This is a genomic window from Nonomuraea harbinensis (genome assembly GCF_019396385.1).
Lineage (GTDB): Bacteria > Actinomycetota > Actinomycetes > Streptosporangiales > Streptosporangiaceae > Nonomuraea > Nonomuraea ferruginea.
Genome location: NZ_JAHKRN010000004.1, coordinates 264400 through 286556 on the forward strand (window position 1 = coordinate 264400; position 22157 = coordinate 286556).

Here is a 22157-nt window from a genome sequence, read left to right on the forward strand (position 1 = left end):
CGATCATCCCTCGTTGGCCTGGCGCGCGCCGTCGTGGTTCGCGGCGCTGGCCTCCACCGCTTCGACCACGTCCCGGTACGCGTCGATGAACTTCTGGTAGACCTCGGCGAACTTCTGGCCCGCGTTCTGCGAGCCCACGGTCGCGGCGAGGGCCGAGGCGTCGTTCCACTGACCGATCTGGGAGGTGGTCAGCGGGATCTCCTCGTCCGCCGGACGGTCGCCGGTCGCGATCTGGTTGACGTTGCCGTTCGGCCGCTCGCCGTTGCCCAGCATGGCTTCGAGGCTGGCCCTCAGCTCCTGGGCGATGACCCGCATGCTGGCCGGCGAGTTCTCCCTCGCGTCGAACAGGTTGGGGTCGACCGGCAGCTCGGCACCGCGTTCGTCCGGCAGGGCCATACCCGTCATTCCTTTCCGCTAGCAGCAGTCCTCCCGGCCACCGCTCCGCGACGATGACCGAGAGGGGGTACGAGCCGGGTCAGTCCATCCAGATGCTGATGTTGCGCTGCTCGGCGGACTGGTAGTTGCCCTTGGCGACGTTGACGGCCTCGGCGGCCTTGAACAGCTGCTCGCCCATGGCCTTCTCGTGCTGGTTCCACTGCTGGCGCTTGGTCTCGAAGTAGGTTTCGGCGTCACCCTGCCAGCTCGCCCCGAGCTCCCGCTGGATGTCGGCGTAGAGGTCGTCGGTGGCCCTGTCGAGCTCGGTGATGACCTTCTTGAGCTCCTCGTAGGCCTGCTCCATGGAGCCGAACCGGACAAAGGTGTAGTCGTCAGGCATGGTCATGGCGTTGTCCGTCCTGCTCAGCGGTTGGCGTTGATGAGGGAGTCGATGCGACCGGCGCCGCCGTCGCCGACGAAGCCGCCCGCGATGTCCATGTTCTGGTCGGCCGCGTTGCGGTAGACGCCGGCGCCGATGTTGAGCCGGTCGTAGATGTCCTCAAGGATCTTGATGACGCCCTTGAACTCCCCGTCCCACTGGTCCAGCGCCGTGCTGAACCGCTGCGCGGCGCCACCCTGCCAGCCCTGGCTGGTCAGGTCGGCCTTGATCTGCTGCACGCGCTGGCGCATGCCCTCGATGTACTGCGCGGTGTCCTGGCAGTAACCCGCCGCGTTGGTCAGCTGAGTCGGACTTGCCCCGTACAGAGCCACTGGACCTCCAAGTCGACATGGCGTTGTCCGTCACGTGGGCACAGCATGCAACTGACCCCCATGAACAACATCAAATGCCATGTTAGTCAACATCAACCCCAAGATTCCCAGAAATATCAGATTACGGATTGGTCGCGCTGTAGCGACGTTCGAGTGAACGCCCTGGTGGCGGAACCGCGGCTTTCTGACCAGGAGGACGTGCGGCTGTGGTGATCGGGGTCAGATCTCCAGCCGGCGGCGGATGCGGTCGAGCTCGCCCATGACGTCCGTGAACGCCCGGTCGTAGGCCGCCTCCGCATTCTTGATGTCGTTCAGCGCCGAGCTCGGGTCGGTGGCGAGCTTCATGGGGTTGCCCCGCTCGCCGAACGCCTCGCCCGCCATCTCGGTGAACTTCACCTGGAAGTCGGCCACGGCCTCGGCCAGCACGACCTTGATCAGGTCGGCCAGCTCGCCCGACGCCAGCCGCATGGCCTTGGGGTGCAGGTTCAGCTCGCGCAGGCCGGTCTGGTCGTACTCCACCGTGACCAGGCCGTCCTCGTCCTCGGCCCGGCCCACGCAGTCGCCGGCGCCGCGCTGGAACTTCTCCAGGCGGGCGATCTGGTCGTCCATGCCCTTGAGCAGCTTCTCGATGTCGATGTTGGCGAAGTCGCCGAACTCCTGCATGCCTTCAACCTCCCGTACGAGATCAGCCGGACAGCCCGCGCACCCACGTGTAGACCTCCAGGACCCCCAGCGCGAGCGGGAAGAGCTGGACGATCAGCGCCACGTCGAGGATGTCGGCCGCGCGCCCCCAGAACGGCGACGGCCTGCCCGTCGCCAGCCACAACCCGATGCCCACCGTCATCAGCGCCAGCCACAGGATCCCGGTGGCCACGGCCACGGAGCCGACGATCTCGCCCTGGCCGACCATCGACATCGCCAGCATGGCCAGGCCCGCCAGGCCCGTGCTGATCAGCCAGACGCGCTGGCCGAGCCCGCGGAACACCCGGGCCCGCATGATGAGCGTGAGCGACAGCGACACCGTCATGACGTCCGCCACCCAGCCGTCGGCGAGCACCAGCAACGCCAGGGCGATCAACGCCGAGAGCGCGATCGCGGCGACCATGCCGGTGGCGTAGCCCTGCGCGATCCGCGTGCGCTCCTGGATGGCCGGCGCGTCCAGGCGCTGGTTGTCGTTGCGGAGCTCCTCCGCGGTGGTCGGCATGGCCGGCAGCGGCACCTTGGCCAGCCGGAACGACAGCGTGGGCACCAGCGGGCTGAGCGCCAGCAGCAGCGCGATGGCCACCGCCGCCACCCCGGCCGGCGGCGGCGACCACACCATCACGACCGCCGAGCAGATCCCGCCCACCGTGGCCACGCCGGCCGTGCCGAGGAAGCCGGGCACGCCGTCGGAGATCAGCGCGCCGCCCACGGCGGCCACCAGGGCCAGGCAGGCCAGCGCCGCCAGCAGGTGCGGCGCGCCGAACCCGGCCGAGGTCCCCGGCGCGAACAGGCCGGCGACGAACCCGTACGGCAGCGCCGAGTGCCCGATCAGCGCCCCGGCCATCGAGTCGCCGACCGCCCTGGACAGCAGCGTGCCGGTGACGATCAGCAGCAGCGCCAGCAGCCCGGCCACGATGGTGACGGTCAGCGCCGGCATGCCGGACAGCGCCAGGCCCACCGCGCCCAGCACGAGCAGGGCCGTCGCGCCGCTCGCTCCCATGACCCTGGTCTGCGTGGCCGACCAGGCCCCGCGGCCCTCGCGCACGCCGGTGGCGACCACGTCCGCCACGTCGTCGAACAGGGCCGGCGGCAGGATCGCCTCACGCGGCCGGAGATAGAGGATCTCGCCGTCGAGCACGCCCAGCGAGCCGAGGCTCTGCCCCAGGTCGAACGGCTGGCCGCCGAGCCGCTGCAGCGTCCAGCCGGGCGCGGCGGCGGAGTCGCCGTTCACCTCGCCCAGCGCGCGCAGCAGGCTGGGCAGCACGTTCGGCAGCGGGATGTCGGCGGGCAGGGCCAGGTCGGCCTTGCGCCGGGGGCCGACGATCGTCACGTGGCACTGGGCCGGCAGCGGCACCGGAACCTGCGACAGGGCGCCCTGCTGGATCGGCCCGCGCGGCGGCCCCGGCGGCCCGGCGTATCCGGCAGGCCCCCGCGCACCGGGTGGTGGCCCGTGCATCGGCGGCTGTCCAGGTGGTGGCCCTGGGATCGAAGCCGGCGGGCCGGGCAGAGGTCCCTGAACGATCTGTCCCATCTCTACTCTCCGTCCCCACCAATGGTCACGGACAACAGAGAACATATCGGGTCTCTTCTGGTAAGAACGTCTCGATGAGCATCGTCGTCGTACGCCGACCAGAACGCCGCCCGGGACCCAAACCGCCGCGCGGCGAGGTCCTGCTCGAATCTCCGCCCGAGATTCCCGAGGTCCAGCCGCAGGGCTTCTCGATGGCCCTCACCTACCTGCCGATGCTGGCGGGCGCGGCGGCGATGGCGCTCATGTTCACCGCCTTCGGCAACGCCAACCCGATCATGTACGTGGCCAGCGGCCTGTTCGCGCTGTCCATGGTCGGCATGACGGCGGGCCAGCTCACCCGCCAGCTCGGCGAGCGCAAGTACAAGCTCAACGGCGCCCGCCGCGACTACTTCCGCTATCTGGGCCAGGTGCGCAAGAAGACCCGGCGCGCGGCCAGGCAGCAGCGCGAGGCCCTGGAGTGGAGCGGGCCCGAGCCCGACGCCCTGTGGTGGATCGCCATGGGACCCCGGCTGTGGGAGCGCCGCCCGCGCGACGAGGACTTCGCCACCGTGCGGCTGGGCACCGGCGTCCAGAAGCTGGCCATCCAGCTCATCCCGCCGGACTCCAAGCCCGTCGAGGACCTGGACGCGCTGGCGGCCGGCGCGCTGCGCAGGTTCATCAGGGCGCACTCCACCGTGGCCGGGCTGCCGGTCGCCGTGGCGCTCGGCTCGTTCGCCAGGATCCGGATCGGCGGTGACCCCGGGACCGTGCGCGACCTGGTGCGCGCCATGATCGCCCAGCTGACCGTGTTCCACTCGCCCGACGACATGCGGATCATGGTGTGCGCCGGGAGCGAGTGGATGACGTACTGGGAATGGGTCAAGTGGCTGCCGCACGCCCTGCATCCCGAGGAGACGGACGCGGCCGGCCAGGTGCGGCTGATGACCGACAACCTGGGCGAGCTGGACCGGCTGGTCGGCGGCGAGCTCAAGGAACGCGCCCGGTTCCGGCCCGGCGCGGCGGCCGAGTCGCTCCCGTACCACGTGCTCATCCTGGACGGCGGGCACGTGCCGCAGGACTCTCAGCTCGGCAGCGACGCCATCCAGGGCGTGACGGTCATCGACCTGTCGGGCTCGTCCGCCGACGTGGAGGAGAAGAGCACGCTGCGGCTGGACGTCCAGCCTGACGGGTTCCACATGGTGAAGCTCGACCACGCGGGCAAGGAGCACAGGACCCGGCTCGGCGATCCCGACGGCCTCGACTACCTGCGGGCCGAGGGCCTGGCCAGGCAGCTCGCGCCGTTACGCACCTCGGCGTCCGGCGGCGGCGACGCCGAGGACGTGCTGGCGGCCAACACCACGCTGACCGACCTGCTGGGCGTGGGCGATCCCGGCCTGCTGGACCCGGCGGTCGCCTGGCGGCCGCGGGCCGGCCGCAACAGGCTGCGGGTGCCGATCGGGCTCGGCGCCGACGGCCGGGTCGTGGAGCTGGACATCAAGGAGTCCGCGCAGGGCGGCATGGGGCCGCACGGGCTGGTCATCGGGGCCACCGGCTCCGGCAAGTCGGAGCTGCTGCGCACGCTGGTGCTGGGCCTGGCGGTGACGCACTCGTCCGAGATCCTCAACTTCGTCCTGGTCGACTTCAAGGGCGGCGCGACCTTCCTCGGGCTCGACTCCCTCTCCCACGTCTCGGCGGTCATCACCAACCTGGAGGACGAGCTCCCGCTGGTCGACCGCATGTACGACGCCCTGCACGGCGAGATGGTGCGCCGCCAGGAACTGCTGCGGTCGGCGGGCAACTACGCCTCGCTGCGCGACTACGAGCGGGCCAGGGAGCAGGGAGCGGACCTGGCGCCGATGCCGACGCTCTTCGTGGTGCTGGACGAGTTCAGCGAGCTGCTGTCGGCCAAGCCGGAGTTCGTCGAGCTGTTCGTCATGATCGGCCGGTTGGGCCGCTCGCTCGGCGTGCACCTGCTGCTGGCCTCGCAGCGCCTGGAGGAAGGGCGGCTGCGGGGCCTCGACACCCACCTGTCGTACCGGATCGGCCTGCGGACGTTCTCCGCCATGGAGAGCCGGGTCGTGCTCGGCGTGGCCGACGCCTACGAGCTGCCCTCCGCGCCGGGCAACGGCTACCTCAAGTTCGACACCACCGGCATGACCAGGTTCAAGGCCGCGTACGTGTCGGGCGCCTACCAGCCGGACGGCCGGCGCGTGAGCGGCGACGACGGCCACACGATCCTGCGCCAGGTCGTCGAGTACGGCCCGGCGTACGTGCCGCTGCCCGTCAAGCCGAAGCCCAAGGAGGCCCCGGCGGCGGAGGTGGACGAGCGCTCCCCTTCGCAGACCAGCCTGCTCGACATCCTGGTGCGGCGCCTGCAGGGGCACGGACCCGCGGCCCACCGCATCTGGCTGCCGCCGCTCGGCGAGCCGCCCACGCTGGCGCACCTGCTGCCGCCGCTCTCGGTGACCCCAGAACTCGGGCTGTCCACGCCGGGCTGGAACGGCAGGGGGACGCTGCACGCCGTCATCGGCATCATCGACAAGCCGTTCGAGCAGCGGCGCGACCCGTACTGGCTGGACCTGTCCGGCGCCGCCGGGCACGTCGGCGTGGCCGGCGGCCCGCAGAGCGGCAAGAGCAACGTGCTGCGCACGCTCGTCACCGGCATGGCGCTCACCCACACGCCGGCCGAGGTGCAGTTCTACTGCCTGGACTTCGGCGGCGGCGGCCTGGGCGCGCTGGAGGGGCTGCCGCACGTGGGCGGCGTGGCCACCAGGCTCGACGCCGACCGGGTGCGCAGGACCGTGGCCGAGGTGTCGGGGATCCTGCGGCAGCGGGAGCGGGGGTTCGCCGAGCGCGGCATCGAGTCCATCGCCACCTACCGCAAGATGGTCGGCGAGGGCAGCGCCCAGAGCGACGGCTTCGGCGACGTGTTCCTGGTCATCGACGGATGGCTGACGATCAGGCAGGAGTTCGAGAGCCTGGAGGCCGTGATCACCGACCTGGCGGCCCGCGGGCTGGGTTACGGCATCCACGTCGTGGCCACGACCAACAAGTGGTCGGAGTTCCGGCCGGCCATCAGGGACCTGTTCGGCACCAGGATCGAGTTCAAGCTGGGTGACGCGTACGAGTCGGAGATCAGCAGGAAGGCGTCGCTCGCCGTGCCCGAAGAGTCGCCGGGACGCGGCCTGACCAGGGACGGCATGCACTTCCTCGCGGCGCTGCCGCGGATCGACGGGCGGCGCGGGGCGGAGGACGTCTCCGACGGCATGCGTTCGCTGGTCGAGAACGTGCGCAAGGCGTGGCAGGGGCCGTCGGCGCCGCCGGTGCGCCTGCTGCCGTCGCTGCTGCCCGCGGCCGACCTGCCGGGGCCGGAGCAGACGGGCCCGCGCCGGATCGCGATCGGCATCGACGAGGACGCGCTGGCGCCCGTCGCGCTCGACTTCGAGACCGACCCGCACTTCGTGGTGTTCGGCGACAACGAGTGCGGCAAGTCCAACGTGCTCAAGCTGATCATGGAGGGTGTGGTCGCGCGGCAGACGCCGGGCGAGGCCATGATGATCGTGATCGACTACCGGCGGTCGCTGCTGGACACGGCGGTGACCGACCACCGCATCGGCTACGCCGCCTCCAGCACCGCGGCCAACGACCTGATCAAGGACGCCCGCTCGGCCCTGCTCAAGCGCCTGCCGCCAGCCGATCTCACGCCCGAGCAGCTCCGGTCGCGGAGCTGGTGGCAGGGCGCGGACCTGTACATCGTGGTGGACGACTACGACCTTGTGGCGACCTCCAACGCCAACCCGCTGGCGCACCTGGCCGACCTGCTGCCGCAGGCCCGGGACATCGGCCTGCACCTGGTGCTGGCCCGTCAGAGCGGCGGCGCCAGCCGGGCCATGTTCGACCAGGCCGTGCAGCGCCTGAAGGAGATGGCCAGCCCGGCGCTGATCATGTCGGGCAACCGGGAGGAGGGCCAGCTCTTCGGCAACGTCCGGCCGCAGCAGCTGCCCGTGGGGCGCGGCTTCTACGTCGACCGGCGGAACGGCTCGCGCCTGATCCAGACCGCGTACCTGGAGCAGGAGCAGCGGTGACGTCCTCCTGACGGCGGGGGCCGGGAAACGCCCGGTTACATGATCGTGAACGGCGAGCGCCTATTGCCCTTCACCTGGGCGAATGCCGATTTTTCAGGCTTGTTCGGGTGGTACAAAGATCACGTGTCGACCGAAGAGGCATCCCCGCTGAGCCCGTGCCCGCACAACCCCGCGTGCCCGCCGCCCGTCTGCCTGCCGCCGTCGCTGCGGCCCACGGCGGCGACGGCGACGCCGGTCCGTCACGACCCCGCGGGCGGCACGAACCTGCCAGGCTACGAGACCCGGACCGGCCACATCGACGGGTTCGCCGGCACCATGAGCGGCACCGCCGACGGCGTGGGCCTGGTCAGGGAGCGGACCCCGCGCTTCGAAGGCTGGAACCTGGTCCCCCTGGCCGGCGTCCCCGTCATCGGCCTGATGTTCGTCAACCGCCTCAACACCATCTCCGACACCTGGCGCGACAGCGCGGGCATCCTCCGCGACGTGCTCCGTACGGACGCCGCCAAGGTCAGCAGGGCGGCCGCCAACTACCGGCAGGCGGAGAACCCCGGCGGGGAGAACTGAGAGACCATGGCGCCTGACCCCCGGCTGATCCTGCCCGGCCAGACCACTCCCCCGCAGGGCACCCAGCAGCTCCACCTCGCCAACAACCACGGCAACGTCACCAGGACCGTCCAGGTGCCGCCCGCCGCCACGCGCACCGACCCCGGCTTCTTCAAGCGCCTGGTCACCCAGCTCAACCCGCTGAGGCAGACGACCAGGGGCGCGATGATGCTCTCCGGCCTCGGCCTGGGCGCGCTCGCCATGGACGTCGCGGCCACGGCCAACCTGGGCAACCCGTTCCTGTTCTACGACCGGCGCGAGACCTGGAAGGAGATGTCCGGGTCGCTGGAGGGCAACCGGTCCAACCTGTGGCGTGGCTACTTCGACGACATCTCTCCGAACTGGAACGGCCAGGCCGCGGGCATGCTGCAGCAGTACGTCCGGTTCAACGTCAACGGCCTGTTCAGCCAGCTCGGCAAGGTCAGCGACGAGATGAGCGGCACGATGCACGGCCAGTACAAGGAGGTCCTGGAGTACGACCTGTCGGTCATGGGGCTGTACGCCGCCTCGGCGCCGATCCTGCGGACCCTGGCCGCCATGAGCGCGCACCCCGTCGCCAAGGTCGCCCTCGCGACCCAGGTCGGCGTGTTCACGACCGCGCTCGGCAACCTCGTCAAGCAGTTCGCCGACATCTACAACTCGTACGAGGGCGATCTCAACAAGCTGGAGCTGAAGCTCAACGATCTCAGGGGCGCCTTCTACAACTCCGGCGACCCGAACCTCGGGGCGCGCGAGCTGAACCTGTCGGACACGATCGAGGACGCCACGGTGGACGACATGTGGGTGCCGGCGGTGCAGGACTGATGGGCGAGATCGACGCGTTCGCCGCGGGCCGGGAGGGCGATCTCGCCGCTCTGCTGCGCGAGATGGACGGCTGGACCGCCAGGGTCACCGGCATGTTGGAGGAGCTGGCGAGGGAGCGGCTGGAGGGCGCCGACGCGAGCGGCGTCGTCCGGGCCAGGGTCTCCGGCACGGGGCGGCTGCTCGGGCTCGACATCGACGCCAGGGGCCTGCGCGACCTGGACCACGAGCGGCTGGCCGAGGCCGTCAAGGAGGCCGTCGGGGCGGCGCGGACCGCGATGGGCGACCGGCTGGCGGAGCTGACCGGCGATCCTGCCTCGGCCGCCGATCCGCTGGCGCCCCACGTCGAGCGTGTCATGCGGGAGGGCTGAGCGGTGCGGGAGATGGAAGAGGCGATGGCGCGCCTGGACGAGCTGGTCTCCACGGCCCGGCGGGCCGAGGAGGCGGCGGCCGAGTGGAGCGCGCGCCGGTTCACCGGGCGGGCCGACGAAGGCCGCGTCGTCGCCACGACGGACGCCCTCGGCGTCCTGCTCGACCTGCGGATCCACCCGGTGAGCCGGAGCCGGCTGGACGCCCGCCGGCTCGCCGACGAGATCCTCGCCGCCATCACCCGTGCGGAGGAGGAAGCCGAGACCGCCAGATCCCGCCTCCTGCCCGGCCTCCACTGACAGGAAAGAAAACCCCCTCCAGGGCCTCCTGGAGGGGGTTTTCTTAGGACTCGTCCCCCTCCGGCATCACCCGGAGGGGGGCTACCTGGGTCAGCCGCAGTTGCCCCAGCCGGTCCTCATGCCTTCGTCGCCGACGCTGCCGGAGAAACGGACGCACTTGCCCTTGGCGGGCAGCTTGACCGGTCCGGCGTAGTACTGGTACTCGCCCAGAGCGGTCTTCGCCTCGCCGCCCTGCACCTCCAGCGTGACGCTCACGTCGGAGGCCTTGCCGACGTTCACCCGCTTCAGGGTGACCGCGCAGTTCTCACCGGTGGCGTTGTTCCAGAGCTGGTAGGTCTCGCCGCCCTTGAACGCCTCCTGGCGCTGCACGACGAAGCCGGAACCGCAGACCTGGACGGCCGTGTACGGGTTCTTCGCCGAGGGCGTCGCGGTCGGCTTCTTGGTCGGCGTCGCGGTCGGCTTGACCGTCGCCGTGGGCTTCGCCGTGGCCGTGGGCTTGGCCGTGGGCGGCGCCGTGTCCGCCGGGGGCGGCTCCGGCGCGGCGGTCTCCGTGACGGTCGGCGTCGGCGTGACCGTCACCGTGACCGTCGGGGAGGGCGTCGGGGTCGGGGTCGGCGTCTGCGTGACGGTGACCGTCGGCGTCGGATGGACCATGTCCTCCGACTTCGACGGGCGCGGCCTCGACCGCTCCGTCTGCGTCGCGTCGGAGGGCTCCGTCACGGTCACCGTCGGCTGCGCCTGGGTCGGCTGCGTGACCGACTGGGTGGCGATCTGCACGGGCGTCGGCACGGTGCTCAGCTCCGGCGGCGCGGGCGACTGCGACTCCCAGTCGTTGGGCAGCACCATGGGGCCGACGTCGTTCGGGTTGCCGTTGGTCGGGCTGGCCCACGGCACCGTCACCTCGGGCTGGCTCTGCTGAGGCTCACCCTGCGGCGGCGGGTTCTGCTCCGCCTGCGCGACGCCGTTCTCCACCTTCTCGCTGCCGGAGCCCCGCCCGTCGGCCTGGTCCCCGGCCGCGGCCACCGGCTCGAAGCGCTGGGTCGAGGCGTACTGGTTGGCGCCCCAGAGCCCCACACCGGACAGCAGCGCCAGCGCGCCCACCGCGGCCACCAGACCCGCGGGGAACTTGCGCCGCGGGCTGGAGGACACCGTCTGCCCCGCCACGGGCGCCTGCCGCGTCTGCTCGCGCGGCGGCTCCCAGGCCGGGGCCGGCGGCGGCATCGGCACGCCCTGCATCGGCTCGGCGCTCCCCTGCAGCGCTCCCTGCGGAGGCACGCCGGGGTGCCCGCCCTGCTGGGGCACGGGCGGCGGCCCCCAGGACTGCTGCGGAGGCACGCCCTGAGGCGGCATCATCTGCGTCGGCACGCCGTCGAGCGGCACCCCCTGCACGGGCACGCCCTGCAGAGGCTCTCCGTCGGCCTGGGCGCCCTTCTGGGCGACGACCCCGCCGCGCTTGTCGCCGAGGAGCTGCAGCAGCGCCATGTACGTGGTCGGCCGCTGCGCGACGTCCTTGGACAGCGCCGACATCACCACCCGGCGCAGCGGCTCGGCCAGGTCGCCGAGCTCGGGCTGCGCGTTCAGCAGCGCGTCCTCGTCATGGCCGAACGGCGGCTGCCCGGTCGCGGCGAACACCACGGTCGCCGCCCAGGCGAACACGTCGGCGTAGGGCCCGTACGCCAGGCCCCTGACCTGCTCCGGAGCCCGGAAGCCCAGCTCGCCGACCGGCTCGCCCTGGTCCAGGTCGGTCACACGGGGGCCGTCGGCGCCGAGGATGACGTTGTGCGGGGTGAGACCCCGGTGGGTGATGCCGGCCAGGTGGACCGCGGTCAGCGCAGTGAGCACCCCCACGGCCACCCGTTCCAGGCCGTCGCCGTCGAGCGGGCCGTCCTCGGCCACCACCTCGGCGAGCGTGCGGCCCTCGACGTACTCACGGGCCACGTAGAGGTGGTCGCCGTGCTCGCCGGCCTCCAAAGTCCTGGCGACGTACGCGCTGGACACGCGCTGCACCCCGGTGAGCCTCGCGACGCCGTCGTCGCCGCCCTCCGGCACTGGAGGCAATAACTTGATCACTGTCAGCGGCGCGTCATCGGACTCCTTGCCGAGGAACACCGCTCCGCGCGGCCCGTCAGCCAACCGTCCTGAGATGACGTACGCGCCCAGCTTTTCGGGATCACCCGGCAGCAGGGGGTGCATCTCCATCCCTTCAGTAAAACCATGATCTCGAAGGGACATTCAACCGCATCTACCACTTTTGCATCAGTAGTTTCACCGACGAATTGACAATTCACCCACAGGACAGCCTCAAGACGTCCTGCCGGGCCGCCAGCCCCGGCGCCGGCCCAGCGGCACGAGCAGCGCCAGCGCCACCGCCACCATGGCGGCGAGCAGCGCCCCGCCCCCCACCGCCGTGGCGATGCCGATGGCGGTCTCGTCGCGGGGCGGGACCTTGGCGATGGCGTCGGCCGGCAGCGCGGTCGGCGGCGGATCGGCCACCACGGGCGCGTTGGCGGCCTCGTACGGCAGCACGGCCGTGACCGCGAGCACCGGGTTCACCATGCCCGCGCCGGTGCCCGCGCCGGCCGTGCCGTCGGCGGTGGCGATGATGCGCCGGCGCACCTGCTCCTGGTTGAGCCCCGGGAAGCGGGCCCGGACCAGGGCGGCGGTGCCGGCCACGTACGGGGTGGCGTAGCTGGTGCCCTCCAGGCCGCGCTTGTAGGCCTTGCCCGGCCAGGGGGCGGTGATGTCCGTGCCGGGGCCGACCACGCCGACCGGGGTGGCGGCGTTGGAGGAGTCGACGCGGCGGCCGTCGGGCGCGGCCCCGCCCACGGACAGCACGCCGTCGTAGGCCGCGGGATAGGCGGGCACGCTCTCGTCGTCGGGGCCGGTGACGTTCCCGGCGGCGGCCACCACGACGATGTCGCTGGCCAGCGCCCGCTGCACCGCGGCCCGCAGGGACGTGTGGTCGGAGGCGCGCACGGAGACGTTGATCACATCGGCCCCGGCGTCGACCGCGTGGTTGATGGCGTCGACCAGCTTGCGGATGTCGCCGTCCCTCTTGTTGCTCTGCTTGAGCACGACGAGCCTGGCGTCGGGCGCGACGCCGTGGAAGGGGACGCCGGCCACGTAGCGGGCGGCGATGATGCCGGAGACGGCGGTGCCGTGGCCCACGCAGTCGTGGTGACCGGTGTGCGTCTCGTCGACGATCTTGGAGACGCGCAGCTGCGGGTGGCCGTAGTCGACGCCGCTGTCGATGACGGCGACCGTCACCCCGGCGCCCCTGGTCAGCCGCCAGGCGTTCTTGACGTCGAGACGTTTCTGCGCCCACGGCTCGCCGGCGGGCAGCTGGAGCGTGCCCTTCTCCGGTCTGCAGTCGTCGGGCGCGGCCGCCGCGGGAACCGCGACGAGGTGCAGGGCGAGCAGGCTCGCCAGGAGGGCGCGACCGATCATGTCGGGAAAGCGTAGCGCGCCCGGGCCGGCGCGCGGAGGCCCCGACCCCGGACCGGGGCCTCCGCGGCGCCGCCGTCAGCGGGTCGCGGACTCGATGTTGCCCCGGTAGGTGTCGATGACCCGGGACGCCTCGACGAGCTCCTCGGTCATGCGCTGGAAGGCGGTCCGGTAGTTCTGCCAGGCGCCCTGGAACTTCTGGGCTCCCGGGCCGGTCCAGGCCGTGCCGACCTTGGCGGCCTCCTTGTCCAGCGCCGCCATCGTGGCGCGCACCGCCTCGGACTGCTGCTTGAACTGAGCGGACATCGCCTGCATCTCTGCAGGGTCGCCGCCGAGCATGCTCTGGCTCACGCAAACCTCCTGGTTGGGGACGCTGAGTCGGACGGGGAAGCGCCCTCACCCTAGATGCGCCCCCACCGCCTCGTCGGCCTCCATACCGAGCGGCTATGGCCCCCTACGACCCGACCCACCTGCGGATGATCGATTTGCAGCACTTACACTCCCCTCAGTGCTCGCCGAGGAAGGATGGATGTCGGTGCAGAAGGTTCTCATCGCCAATCGCGGCGAGATCGCCGTACGGGTGGCTCGCGCGTGCAAGGACGCCGGGATCGGGAGCGTGGCCGTCTACGCCGAGCAGGACCGGGACGCCCTCCACGTGAAAGTCGCCGACGAGGCGTACGCGCTGGGCGGTCAGTCGCCCGCGGAGACCTACCTCGACTTCGGCAAGCTGCTCGACGTCGCGGCGCGGTCGGGAGCCGACGCGGTGCACCCCGGTTACGGCTTCCTGGCCGAGAACGCCGGCTTCGCCCAGGCGGTCATCGACGCGGGCCTGATCTGGATCGGCCCGCCGCCCTCCGCCATCGCCGCGCTCGGCGACAAGGTGCAGGCCAGGCACATCGCCCAGAAGGTGGGCGCGCCGCTGGTCGCCGGCACCAAGGACCCCGTGTCCGGGGCCGACGAGGTCGTCGCGTTCGCCGAGGAGCACGGCCTGCCGATCGCGATCAAGGCCGCTTACGGCGGCGGCGGGCGCGGCATCAAGGTCGCCCGCCGGCTGGAGGAGGTCGCCGAGCTGTACGAGTCGGCGGTGCGCGAGGCGGTGGCCGCCTTCGGCCGGGGTGAGTGCTTCGTCGAGCGCTACCTCGACCGGCCGCGGCACGTCGAGACGCAGTGCCTGGCCGACAGCCACGGCGACGTCGTCGTGGTCAGCACCCGCGACTGCTCCCTGCAGCGCCGCCACCAGAAGCTCGTGGAGGAGGCCCCCGCGCCCTTCCTCAGCCAGGAGCAGCTCGACATCCTCTACACCAGCTCCAAGGCCATTCTCAAGGAGGCCGGCTACGTGGGGGCCGGCACCTGCGAGTTCCTCGTCGGCCAGGACGGCACGATCTCCTTCCTGGAGGTCAACACCCGTCTCCAGGTCGAGCACCCGGTGACCGAGGAGGTCGCGGGGGTCGACCTCGTACGCGAGATGTTCCGGATCGCCGACGGCGAGCCGCTCGGCTACGGCGACCCCGAGCTGCGCGGCCACTCGATCGAGTTCCGCATCAACGCCGAGGACGCGGGCCGCAACTTCCTGCCCGCGCCGGGCACCCTCACCGCCATGCGGGCGCCGTCGGGTCCCGGCGTGCGGCTCGACGCCGGCTACGAGACCGGCATGACCGTGCCGGGCGCGTTCGACTCGCTGGTGGCCAAGCTGATCGTGACCGGCCGCACCCGCCTGGAGGCCCTGGAGCGGTCGCGGCGCGCGCTGGCCGAGTTCGAGATCGACGGCATGCCGACGGTGCTGCCGTTCCACCGGGCGATCGTGTCGGACCCGGCGTTCACCTCCGACCCGTTCACCGTCCACACGCGGTGGATCGAGACCGAGTTCGACAACACCATCCCCCCGTACGCGGGAGAGACCCACGCCGACGAGCCCGAGCCGCGCGAGACGGTCACGGTCGAGGTCGGCGGCAAGCGGCTGGAGGTCGTGCTGCCCGCGGGCCTCGGCGCGGCCGCCCCGGCCGCGTCGGGCGCGAAGAAGCCCCGGCGCGCGGCGGGCGGCGCGAAGAAGGCGGCCGCGAGCGGCGATGCGCTGGTCTCCCCGATGCAGGGCACGATCGTCAAGGTCGTGGCCGGCGACGGCGCCACGGTCGCCGAGGGCGACACCGTGGTGGTGCTGGAGGCCATGAAGATGGAGCAGCCGCTGACGGCGCACAAGTCCGGCGTCATCACCGGCCTCTCCGCGGACGTCGGCCAGACGGTCACGTCCGGGGCGACGATCTGCGAGATCAAGGACACGTGACGGCGATATCGGGCCCCACGCGGGCCCGATATCGGCGATGCCGGAAGTGAGGACCACCCGGCGTTCCCCAGATCCGCCGGGGGGCTCGCGCGCCGGGAGGGCTTCTGGCGGGTAACGTGCCCAGTGAGGAACTTTGCCGACCGCCCGTTCGTCCTCATGGGCGAAGGAGGCTTGCTGCCAATGACACATCCGCTGCGCCGCGCAGGGGCCGCGATCGCGGTTCTCGTCGCCGGTCTATTCGTCACTCTTGCGCTGTCAACTGCGGCCATAGCCGCGGCGGCGCCGCCCGATGCCCAGACGGTGCTCTCCCATTGGAAGGGCGGCGACCCACTCTATGTGCAGTCCGGGTCCGCGCTGAGCTCTGACCAGCAGTCCGAGATCCGCGACGCGCTCAAGGACTCCAAGAACGACATCTATCTGGCCGCGCTGCCCGACGACACGGTGACCGACCCCGCCGGCTACATCAAGCAGCTCGGCGACGCGGTGTCCGAGGCCAAGAAGTCCTCGTCGGGCGGCCAGTGGACCGTCGCCGTGCTCGACGGCCCGACGCTGTTCGCCGCGTCCAACTTCGGCAAGGCCGGCATGACCGACCAGCTGTCGAAGCTCGCCGTGCGCAACAACGACGACGTCGTCTCCGGCATGGAGGACTTCATCGCCCGGGTCAACCTCATGGCCGAGGGCAAGACGCGCTCCGCGCTCGACTCCGGCCCGGTCAACGACGGCAGCGGCTTCGGCGCGCTGGCCACGCTGGGCGTGCTCGCGGTGGCCGGCGGTGGCGGCTACTTCCTCTACTCGCGCAACAAGAAGAAGAAGCAGGCCATCCAGGACGCCAAGGACCTGGCCGCGGTCAAGCAGACCGTCGAGGAGGACGTCACCAAGTTCGGTGAGGAGATCACCGCGCTCGACACCGACGTCGTGCTCTCCGGCGAGGGCGGCAAGCACATCGACGAGTGGGCGCAGGCTCTCGACTCCTACGAGAAGGCCAAGACGCAGCTCGCCGCGATCGAGCGGGCCGACCAGGTCCGCGAGGTCACCGGGACGCTCGAGGAGGGCCGCTACGCCCTCGCCGTGGTGAAGGCCAGGGTCGACAACCAGCCGGTGCCCGAGCGGCGCGCCCCCTGCTTCTTCAACCCGCAGCACGGCCCCTCCCTGCGCGACGTGCGCTGGGCCCCGCCCGGTGGCGTGGTCCGCGACGTGCCCGCCTGCAAGGCCGACGCCGAGGCGGTGGAGCGCGGCTTCGACCCGCAGATGCGCGAGGTCATGGTCGACGGTCAGCGCCGTCCCTACTACGACGCGGGCCCGGCCTACCAGCCGTACGCCTACGGCTACTACGGCGGCTTCGGCGACATCATGACCGGCATGTTCATCGGCACCATGATGGGCTCCATGATGGGCTGGGGCATGGGCGGCATGATGATGGGCGGCATGATGGGCGGCGGCTACGACGCCGGTGCCGGCGGTGACTTCGGCGGCGGTGGCGACTTCGGCGGCGGCGGAGACTTCGGCGGCGGTGGCGGCTGGGGCGACTTCGGCGGCGGCGACTTCGGTGGCGGCGACTGGTAGCCCACCCTCACTCACCAGCATGAGCGCGCTCCCTTCGGGGGGCGCGCTTTTCGCTGTCCGTCGCGGCGTTTTGGGGATACTCCGAAATTACGTAATATCGGAGTTATGAAGCGAGCAGCAGCCCTGGCCGCCCTCGTCGTGGCCGCCCTCGCCCTGTTCCCGGCCCCGAGGCCGCCCGCGCTGGGCGAGGCGACGACCGGCGACCCCGCCCTGGCGAAGCTGGTACGGAGCGCCGCCGGGGAGGGCGGATACCGGGGGCTGTCGGTCGCCCTCGTCGAGGACGGCCGGATCCGCCACGCCGGGGTGGGCGACACCGGCGGCCCCGACCCGCGCCCGGTGGACCAGGACACGTCCTACGAGCTGGGGTCGATCGCCAAGCCGATGACCGGGATGCTGCTGGCGAGCCTGGCCGAGGAGGGGCTCTCCCCCGGCACGCCGGTGCGCGAGAAGCTGCCGGGCGTCCGCTTCTCCGATCCCGCCGTCGGGTCGGCCACCCTCGCCGAGCTCTCCTCGCACCGCGCGGGGGTGCCCAGCGTCCGCGTGACGCCGCTCTCGTTCCTCCGCTCGTACCTGTACGTCTTCGCCGGCCAGGACCCGTACGGCCCCGCGGGGACGCGGAGCATGCTGGACGACGCCGCGGCCGTCTCCGCCGGAGACCGGGGGGAGGTCGCGTACTCCAACCTCGGCGTGGCGCTGCTCGGCCAGGCCCTGGCCGAGCACGCGGGCACCGGCTACGAGGACCTGCTGCGCGGGCGGATCCTCGCCCCGCTCGGCATGGACTCGACCGTCGTGCTCGGGCCGGACGAGCCGCTGCCCGCCGGTCACGCGCACGGCGAGGAGAAGAACGGGCTGCCCATGGAGCCGTGGCGCGACCACGGCCACGCGGGCGCGGGCGGCGCCGTCTGGTCCACCTCCCACGACGTGGCCCGGCTCGTCCAGGGCGTGATGGCGGGCTCCGCGCCGGGCGCGGACGCCGCGACGCCGCGGTTCGACGCCGGCCGGGACGAGCGGATCGGCTACGGCTGGTTCACCACCCGGCACGGCGAGCGGGAGATCACCTGGCACAACGGCGGGACCGGCGGGTTCCGCACCTACGCGGGCTTCGACCGGGCGTCCGGCCGGGGCGTGGTGGTCATGGGCAACACCGGCACGCCGGTGGACGGCGTGGGCCTGCGCCTGCTCGGGGTCGAGGCGCCGGACGACGACGGCCCGGAGATCCGGCCGCTGGTCTTCGCCCTGACCTTCCCCTTCGCCGGGCTGGGCCTGCTCTACTCGGCGTTCCGCACGCCGGGGCTGGACCGGGTGTCGGTGGTCAGCCGCGTCCTGTACGGGATGCTGTTCCTCGGGCTGGGGCACACGGCGGGCGCCTGGGGGGTCGTCCCGCCGTTCGTGTGGGCCCTGGGGGCGGGGGTCCTGGGCGCGGCCACGGCCGCCGCGCTGACCCGCTGGCCCGGTCTGCCGCTCAGCGCGAAGCCGGTGAGGTGGCACACCTGGCTGTCCCCCGCGATCCCGGCCGCCCTGCTGATCGGTTTCGCGGTCGTCCTCGTGACCTGAGGTCAGGTGCTGGCGCGCAGGGCCAGGTGGGGGGTGAGCAGGGTGGCGTCGGGGGCGGGCTTGCCGTCGAGCTTGTCCATCACCAGCCGGACCGCCTCCCGGCCCACCTCCTCGGCCGGGATCAGGACCGAGGTGAGCGGAGGGCTGGCACGTTCCGCCACGTCGTCGGGGCAGATGGCGACCACCGCGACGTCCTCGGGGACACGCCTGCCGAGCTGGCGCAGGGCGCTGAGCACGTGGCCGACCGCGGCCTCGTTGTGCACGACGAGCCCGGAAAGGTCCGGCTGGTCCCTGAGCAGCCTGCTCAACGTCGAGTACACCTCGTCGAACGTCTCCTCGCACGGCAGCGCCACCCCGGTCACCCGGTGCGCGGCGACGGCGGCGACGAAGCCCTCGCGGGTGCGGCGGGCGAAGCCGGTGCCGCGCTCGTAGACGACGGCGGGCGCGCCGAGCAGGGCGATCCGGGAGTGGCCGCGCTCGGCCAGGTGGGCGACGCACTGCGCGCCGGCGGCGGCGAAGTCGAGGTCGACGCAGGTCAGGCCGGCGGGTTCGGCCGGGAAGCCGATGAGCACGCTGGGCTCGGCCAGCTCGCGCAGCAGCGGCACCCGGCTGTCGTCCAGCTCGACGTCCATCAGCACGAACGCGTCGACCAGCGCGCTGGCCGCCACCCGCCTGATGCCGTCGGTGCCCTCGTCGGCGGTCAGCAGCAGCACGTCGTGGTCGAAGCGGCGGGCGGCGGTGACGACGGCGCTGGCGAAGCGCATCAGCACCGGCACGTGCATGCCGGCGCGCAGCGGCAGCACCAGGGCGATCACGTTGGACCGCTTGCTGGCCAGCGCACGGGCGCCGGCGTGCGGGTGGTAGCCGAGCGCGTCGATGCTGTCGAGCACCCGGCGCCTCGTGCCGGCCGAGATCGTGCGCTTGCCGCTGAGCACGTACGAGACGGTGCTGACGGCCACGCCGGCGTGCCGGGCGACCTCCGTGATGGTGACCGTGCGCCCGCTCAAGTCGCCGCTCCGAAGTCGATCTGGCTCAGCGTGACGCCCTCGTTCTCGAACACCACATAAAGATCGTGCACTCCCCGCGTGGCCGCAAGGGAGGTGACGATGGCGTGCAGGTCGTACCGTCCGGTGCGGGGCACGGGCAGGGTGGCGATCGGCTGCCCGTAGAGGGGGTCGCCGATCCGCAGCGTGATCATGCCGCCTTCGGTGCTGCCGAGCACGGCCAGGCAGGAGGCGGCGCCGTTGAGGTCCACCTGCCGGAACAGGATCCAGGCGCCCTCGGCGTCGGCGCGGACGGCGTCGCCGTTCTCGCGGCTCGCCTCGGTGAACGTGACCGCGTCGTACTCGTCGTGGTCGACGGCGCGCAGCAGCCCGCGGCGCGGCGGGATGGTCTCGCCGTCGACCTCGAAGCGGGCGGTGACGCGCAGGTCAGTGGCGCTGCGGCCGGCCATGAGCCGGTGCGGCGCGCGCTCCACGACGAACCGGCCGCTGGTCACGTCCCAGCAGGCCAGCTCGCGCACGGGCAGGTCGAGGCGGACGACGCGGCTCTCGCCCGGCGCGAGCCGCACCTTCTCGAAGCCGCGCAGCCGGCGCAGCGGCTGCTTGACGCGGGAGCGCTGCTGGTGGGTGTAGAACTGGACGACCTCGACGCCCTCGCGCGGCCCGGTGTTGGTCACGGTCACCGAGGCGTGCACCATGCCCCCGGGGTCCACCTCGACCGTCAGGCCGGAGTAGCCGAACTCGGTGTAGCCGAGCCCGTGCCCGAACGGGTAGCGCGGGATGCCCCGGAAGTACATGTAGGTGGCGTCGGCGGTGATGATGTCGTAGTCGAGCAGGTCGGGCAGCTCCTGCTCGGAGCGGTACCAGGTCTGGGTGAGGCGGCCCTCCGGGTCCGCGTCGCCGAGCAGCACCTCGGCCAGCGCGTGCCCGTACTCCTGCCCGCCGTGCGACGACCAGAGCACGGCCGGCACCCCGGAGGCGCCCCAGGTGAGCGGGTAGCCGCTGCTGATCACCATGACCGTGCGCGGGTTGGCGGCGAGCACGGCCTGGACCACCGCGTCCTGGGCGGGGGCGAGCGCGAGCGTGCTGCGGTCCTCGGTCTCGCGGCCGTTCACCAGCGGGTGGTCGCCCACGACCACGACGGCCACGTCGGCGGTGGCGGCCAGCTCGGCGGCCTGCCGCGCGCCGCTCCTGACCACCTCGGGCACCAGCCAGAGCGCCTGGTCGGCGTCGTCGACCAGGCGGAGCGTCCCGTCGGCCGCGGCGCCGACGTAACAGCCGGTGGAGATGTGCCGCAGCGCCACGGCCCCGCGCGGCCGCTCCTCCATCCGGAACGTCTGGCGCACCTCCCAGCCGTTCGGCCCCGGCTGGTCGTTGACCAGCACGCCGTCGTCCACGGACACGAACCGGCCGGTGGCCACCGCGCGCAGCGCGTAGGCGCCGCCGCCCCAGTCGAACACGTCGAACGTGCCGGGCTCGGACCCGAGGCTGAGCGGCCCGCCCGCCGGGTCGGCCGTCACGCAGCCCGCCTCGGCGGTCATCGTCACCCGGTCGACGCCCTCGCAGAAGACGGTCGCGCACCGCTCGGCCAGCCCGGCGCGTGCGGTGACGGCGTACGGAAGCGTCCCGCTGTACCAGTCCTCCATGAGCGTGTCGCCGAGCTGGCCGATGACCGCGACGGTGGCGACGTCGCGCAGCGGCAGCAGCCCGTCGTTCTCCAGCAGCACGAACGAGCGCCGCGCCGCCTCGCGGGCCAGGTCCTGGTGGCGCGGGCAGTTGACGACTTCCTCGGTGACGTCGTCGTACGGGGTCGCGGGGTCGAACTCGCCGAGCCGGAAGCGGATCGACAGCAGGTGACGCACGGCGGCGTCGATGTCGTCCTCGGCCAGCAGGCCGCGATCCAGGGCCTCCCTGACGTGCCCGAGCGTGGCCTCGGCCCGGTCGTCGTCCTGGGTGAAGCTGTCCAGCCCCGCTCTGATCGCGTGCGCGTACGCCTCGGCGGCGCTGTCGTGGTAGCCCTGCAGCGTGACCAGGTTGCCGGGCGCGTAGGCGTCGCTGACCACGAGGAGGTCGTCCGGAGCCCAGGCGCGCAGCGCCTCGCCGATGAGTGGGCTGAGGTGCGCGGGCCGGCCGTTGACCAGGTTGTAGGAGGGCATGACGGCCACCGCGGCGCCCTGCTCGATGGCGGGCCTGAAGGCGGGCAGTTCGTACTCGTGCAGCACCCGGGGCGGCACGTTGCTGGAGGTGACGCAGCGGTCGGTCTCGTTGTTGTAGGCGAGGAAGTGCTTGAGCGTGGGCGCGGTCTTCAGCACGTTGAGATCGCTCCCACGAAGGCCCCACGCGTACGCCGCGGCCAGGAGCCCGGTGAGCCACGGGTCCTCGGAGTAACCCTCCTCGTTGCGTCCCCAGCGCGGGTCCCGCAGCGGGTTGACGACGGGGGCCCACACGTTGCGCCCGGCGCCCGTCGGGTCCTTGTGGTGGAAGGCCAGCACCTCGTCGGAGGTGGCCTCGCCGACGCGGCGCAGCAGCTCCGGGTCCCAGGTGGAGGCCAGCCCGACGGCCTGCGGGAACACCGTGGCGGGGCCGAGCCAGGCCAGGCCGTGCAGGGCCTCGGTGCCGGTGCGGAACGCCGCCACGCCCAGCCGGTCGATCGGCGCCTGGTACTGGTGGAGCAGGCCGATCTTCTCCTCGATCGTGAGCCTGCGCGACAGGTCGGCGATCCGGTCGGGAAGGGGGATCTCGGGGTCGCGGAAGGGTTCGTGCATGGCCATCCTCTGGGGGAGTGTCGAAGCGCTTCGA

Annotated in this window: 18 protein-coding genes; 8 read left to right on the forward strand and 10 right to left on the reverse strand. The window is 72.2% G+C overall.

Annotated elements, in window-relative coordinates; genetic code table 11:
- Positions 1 to 3: 3 nt before the first annotated feature.
- The 5 genes from KME79_RS06245 to eccD all read right to left on the reverse strand — a co-directional run bounded on the left by KME79_RS06245 (position 4) and on the right by eccD (position 3304).
- Positions 4 to 396 carry a hypothetical protein gene (locus KME79_RS06245; RefSeq protein WP_148036991.1) on the reverse strand — a complete coding sequence of 131 codons (393 nt, stop codon included), beginning with the start codon at positions 394 to 396 and terminating at the stop codon, positions 4 to 6.
- 79 nt (positions 397 to 475) lie between these two features.
- On the reverse strand, positions 476 to 781 hold the full coding sequence (locus KME79_RS06250) for a WXG100 family type VII secretion target (protein ID WP_148036990.1): 306 nt from the start codon (positions 779 to 781) through the stop codon (positions 476 to 478).
- 17 nt (positions 782 to 798) lie between these two features.
- Positions 799 to 1146 (reverse strand): WXG100 family type VII secretion target, encoded by a 348-nt coding sequence (locus KME79_RS06255; protein ID WP_219543639.1) that lies wholly within the window; start codon positions 1144 to 1146, stop codon positions 799 to 801.
- A 219-nt stretch (positions 1147 to 1365) separates the two neighbouring features.
- On the reverse strand, positions 1366 to 1809 hold the full coding sequence (locus KME79_RS06260) for a YbaB/EbfC family nucleoid-associated protein (protein ID WP_148036988.1): 444 nt from the start codon (positions 1807 to 1809) through the stop codon (positions 1366 to 1368).
- A 22-nt stretch (positions 1810 to 1831) separates the two neighbouring features.
- Entirely contained in the window at positions 1832 to 3304 is a 1473-nt protein-coding gene (gene eccD, locus KME79_RS06265; protein WP_148036987.1) for a type VII secretion integral membrane protein EccD, read from the reverse strand.
- A gap of 149 nt (positions 3305 to 3453) precedes the next feature.
- Here eccD and eccCa point away from each other — a divergent pair, with 149 nt between their 5' ends.
- The 5 genes from eccCa to KME79_RS06290 all read left to right on the forward strand — a co-directional run bounded on the left by eccCa (position 3454) and on the right by KME79_RS06290 (position 9515).
- Positions 3454 to 7443: a type VII secretion protein EccCa gene (gene eccCa, locus KME79_RS06270; protein WP_219543640.1), complete on the forward strand. Its 3990-nt coding sequence runs from the start codon at positions 3454 to 3456 to the stop codon at positions 7441 to 7443.
- Positions 7444 to 7566: 123 nt separating this feature from the next.
- Positions 7567 to 8007: a hypothetical protein gene (locus KME79_RS06275; protein ID WP_148036985.1), complete on the forward strand. Its 441-nt coding sequence runs from the start codon at positions 7567 to 7569 to the stop codon at positions 8005 to 8007.
- Between the two features lie 6 nt (positions 8008 to 8013).
- Positions 8014 to 8850: a hypothetical protein gene (locus KME79_RS06280; protein ID WP_148036984.1), complete on the forward strand. Its 837-nt coding sequence runs from the start codon at positions 8014 to 8016 to the stop codon at positions 8848 to 8850.
- On the forward strand, positions 8850 to 9218 hold the full coding sequence (locus tag KME79_RS06285) for a YbaB/EbfC family nucleoid-associated protein (RefSeq protein ID WP_219543641.1): 369 nt from the start codon (positions 8850 to 8852) through the stop codon (positions 9216 to 9218). The genes KME79_RS06280 and KME79_RS06285 overlap by 1 nt, the downstream gene beginning before the upstream one ends.
- 12 nt (positions 9219 to 9230) lie before the next feature.
- Positions 9231 to 9515, forward strand: coding sequence for a YbaB/EbfC family nucleoid-associated protein (locus tag KME79_RS06290; RefSeq protein ID WP_246639401.1), 285 nt, complete (start codon positions 9231 to 9233; stop codon positions 9513 to 9515).
- Between the two features lie 90 nt (positions 9516 to 9605).
- Here the strand turns inward: KME79_RS06290 and KME79_RS06295 are convergent, their stop codons facing one another.
- The 3 genes from KME79_RS06295 to KME79_RS06305 form a co-directional block, all read right to left on the reverse strand.
- The gene (locus KME79_RS06295) at positions 9606 to 11714 is read right to left on the reverse strand and encodes a serine/threonine protein kinase (protein WP_219543643.1); all 2109 of its coding nucleotides are present in this window, start codon (positions 11712 to 11714) and stop codon (positions 9606 to 9608) included.
- 102 nt (positions 11715 to 11816) lie between these two features.
- Positions 11817 to 12962 carry a S8 family serine peptidase gene (locus KME79_RS06300; RefSeq protein WP_148036980.1) on the reverse strand — a complete coding sequence of 382 codons (1146 nt, stop codon included), beginning with the start codon at positions 12960 to 12962 and terminating at the stop codon, positions 11817 to 11819.
- Positions 12963 to 13037: 75 nt separating this feature from the next.
- Complete coding sequence (locus tag KME79_RS06305) at positions 13038 to 13310, reverse strand: WXG100 family type VII secretion target (RefSeq protein ID WP_261809082.1); 273 nt, start codon at positions 13308 to 13310, stop codon at positions 13038 to 13040.
- 184 nt (positions 13311 to 13494) lie between these two features.
- Between KME79_RS06305 and KME79_RS06310 the strand changes: the two genes are divergently transcribed.
- From KME79_RS06310 to KME79_RS06320, 3 genes are all read left to right on the forward strand, one after another.
- Positions 13495 to 15240 carry an acetyl/propionyl/methylcrotonyl-CoA carboxylase subunit alpha gene (locus KME79_RS06310; RefSeq protein WP_219543644.1) on the forward strand — a complete coding sequence of 582 codons (1746 nt, stop codon included), beginning with the start codon at positions 13495 to 13497 and terminating at the stop codon, positions 15238 to 15240.
- A gap of 336 nt (positions 15241 to 15576) precedes the next feature.
- Positions 15577 to 16803: a hypothetical protein gene (locus KME79_RS06315; protein ID WP_308248811.1), complete on the forward strand. Its 1227-nt coding sequence runs from the start codon at positions 15577 to 15579 to the stop codon at positions 16801 to 16803.
- Between the two features lie 105 nt (positions 16804 to 16908).
- Entirely contained in the window at positions 16909 to 18357 is a 1449-nt protein-coding gene (locus KME79_RS06320; RefSeq protein ID WP_219543645.1) for a serine hydrolase domain-containing protein, read from the forward strand.
- Positions 18358 to 18359: 2 nt separating this feature from the next.
- Here the strand turns inward: KME79_RS06320 and KME79_RS06325 are convergent, their stop codons facing one another.
- Entirely contained in the window at positions 18360 to 19364 is a 1005-nt protein-coding gene (locus KME79_RS06325; RefSeq protein WP_219543646.1) for a LacI family DNA-binding transcriptional regulator, read from the reverse strand.
- Entirely contained in the window at positions 19361 to 22123 is a 2763-nt protein-coding gene (locus KME79_RS06330) for a glycoside hydrolase family 3 protein (RefSeq protein WP_219543647.1), read from the reverse strand. Before KME79_RS06330 ends, KME79_RS06325 begins: the two co-directional genes overlap by 4 nt.
- Positions 22124 to 22157 lie beyond the last annotated feature (34 nt).

Excerpts from the sequence above, each read along its gene's own strand:
- KME79_RS06245 (WP_148036991.1), bottom strand. The coding sequence starts at position 396 with ATGGCCCTGCCGGACGAACGCGGTGCCGAGCTGCCGGTCGACCCCAAC.
- KME79_RS06250 (WP_148036990.1), bottom strand. The coding sequence starts at position 781 with ATGACCATGCCTGACGACTACACCTTTGTCCGGTTCGGCTCCATGGAG.
- KME79_RS06260 (WP_148036988.1), bottom strand. The coding sequence starts at position 1,809 with ATGCAGGAGTTCGGCGACTTCGCCAACATCGACATCGAGAAGCTGCTC.
- eccD (WP_148036987.1), bottom strand. The coding sequence starts at position 3,304 with ATGCACGGGCCACCACCCGGTGCGCGGGGGCCTGCCGGATACGCCGGG.
- eccCa (WP_219543640.1), top strand. The coding sequence starts at position 3,454 with ATGAGCATCGTCGTCGTACGCCGACCAGAACGCCGCCCGGGACCCAAA.
- KME79_RS06280 (WP_148036984.1), top strand. The coding sequence starts at position 8,014 with ATGGCGCCTGACCCCCGGCTGATCCTGCCCGGCCAGACCACTCCCCCG.
- KME79_RS06285 (WP_219543641.1), top strand. The coding sequence starts at position 8,850 with ATGGGCGAGATCGACGCGTTCGCCGCGGGCCGGGAGGGCGATCTCGCC.
- KME79_RS06290 (WP_246639401.1), top strand. The coding sequence starts at position 9,231 with ATGGAAGAGGCGATGGCGCGCCTGGACGAGCTGGTCTCCACGGCCCGG.
- KME79_RS06295 (WP_219543643.1), bottom strand. The coding sequence starts at position 11,714 with ATGGAGATGCACCCCCTGCTGCCGGGTGATCCCGAAAAGCTGGGCGCG.
- KME79_RS06300 (WP_148036980.1), bottom strand. The coding sequence starts at position 12,962 with ATGATCGGTCGCGCCCTCCTGGCGAGCCTGCTCGCCCTGCACCTCGTC.
- KME79_RS06320 (WP_219543645.1), top strand. The coding sequence starts at position 16,909 with ATGAAGCGAGCAGCAGCCCTGGCCGCCCTCGTCGTGGCCGCCCTCGCC.
- KME79_RS06330 (WP_219543647.1), bottom strand. The coding sequence starts at position 22,123 with ATGCACGAACCCTTCCGCGACCCCGAGATCCCCCTTCCCGACCGGATC.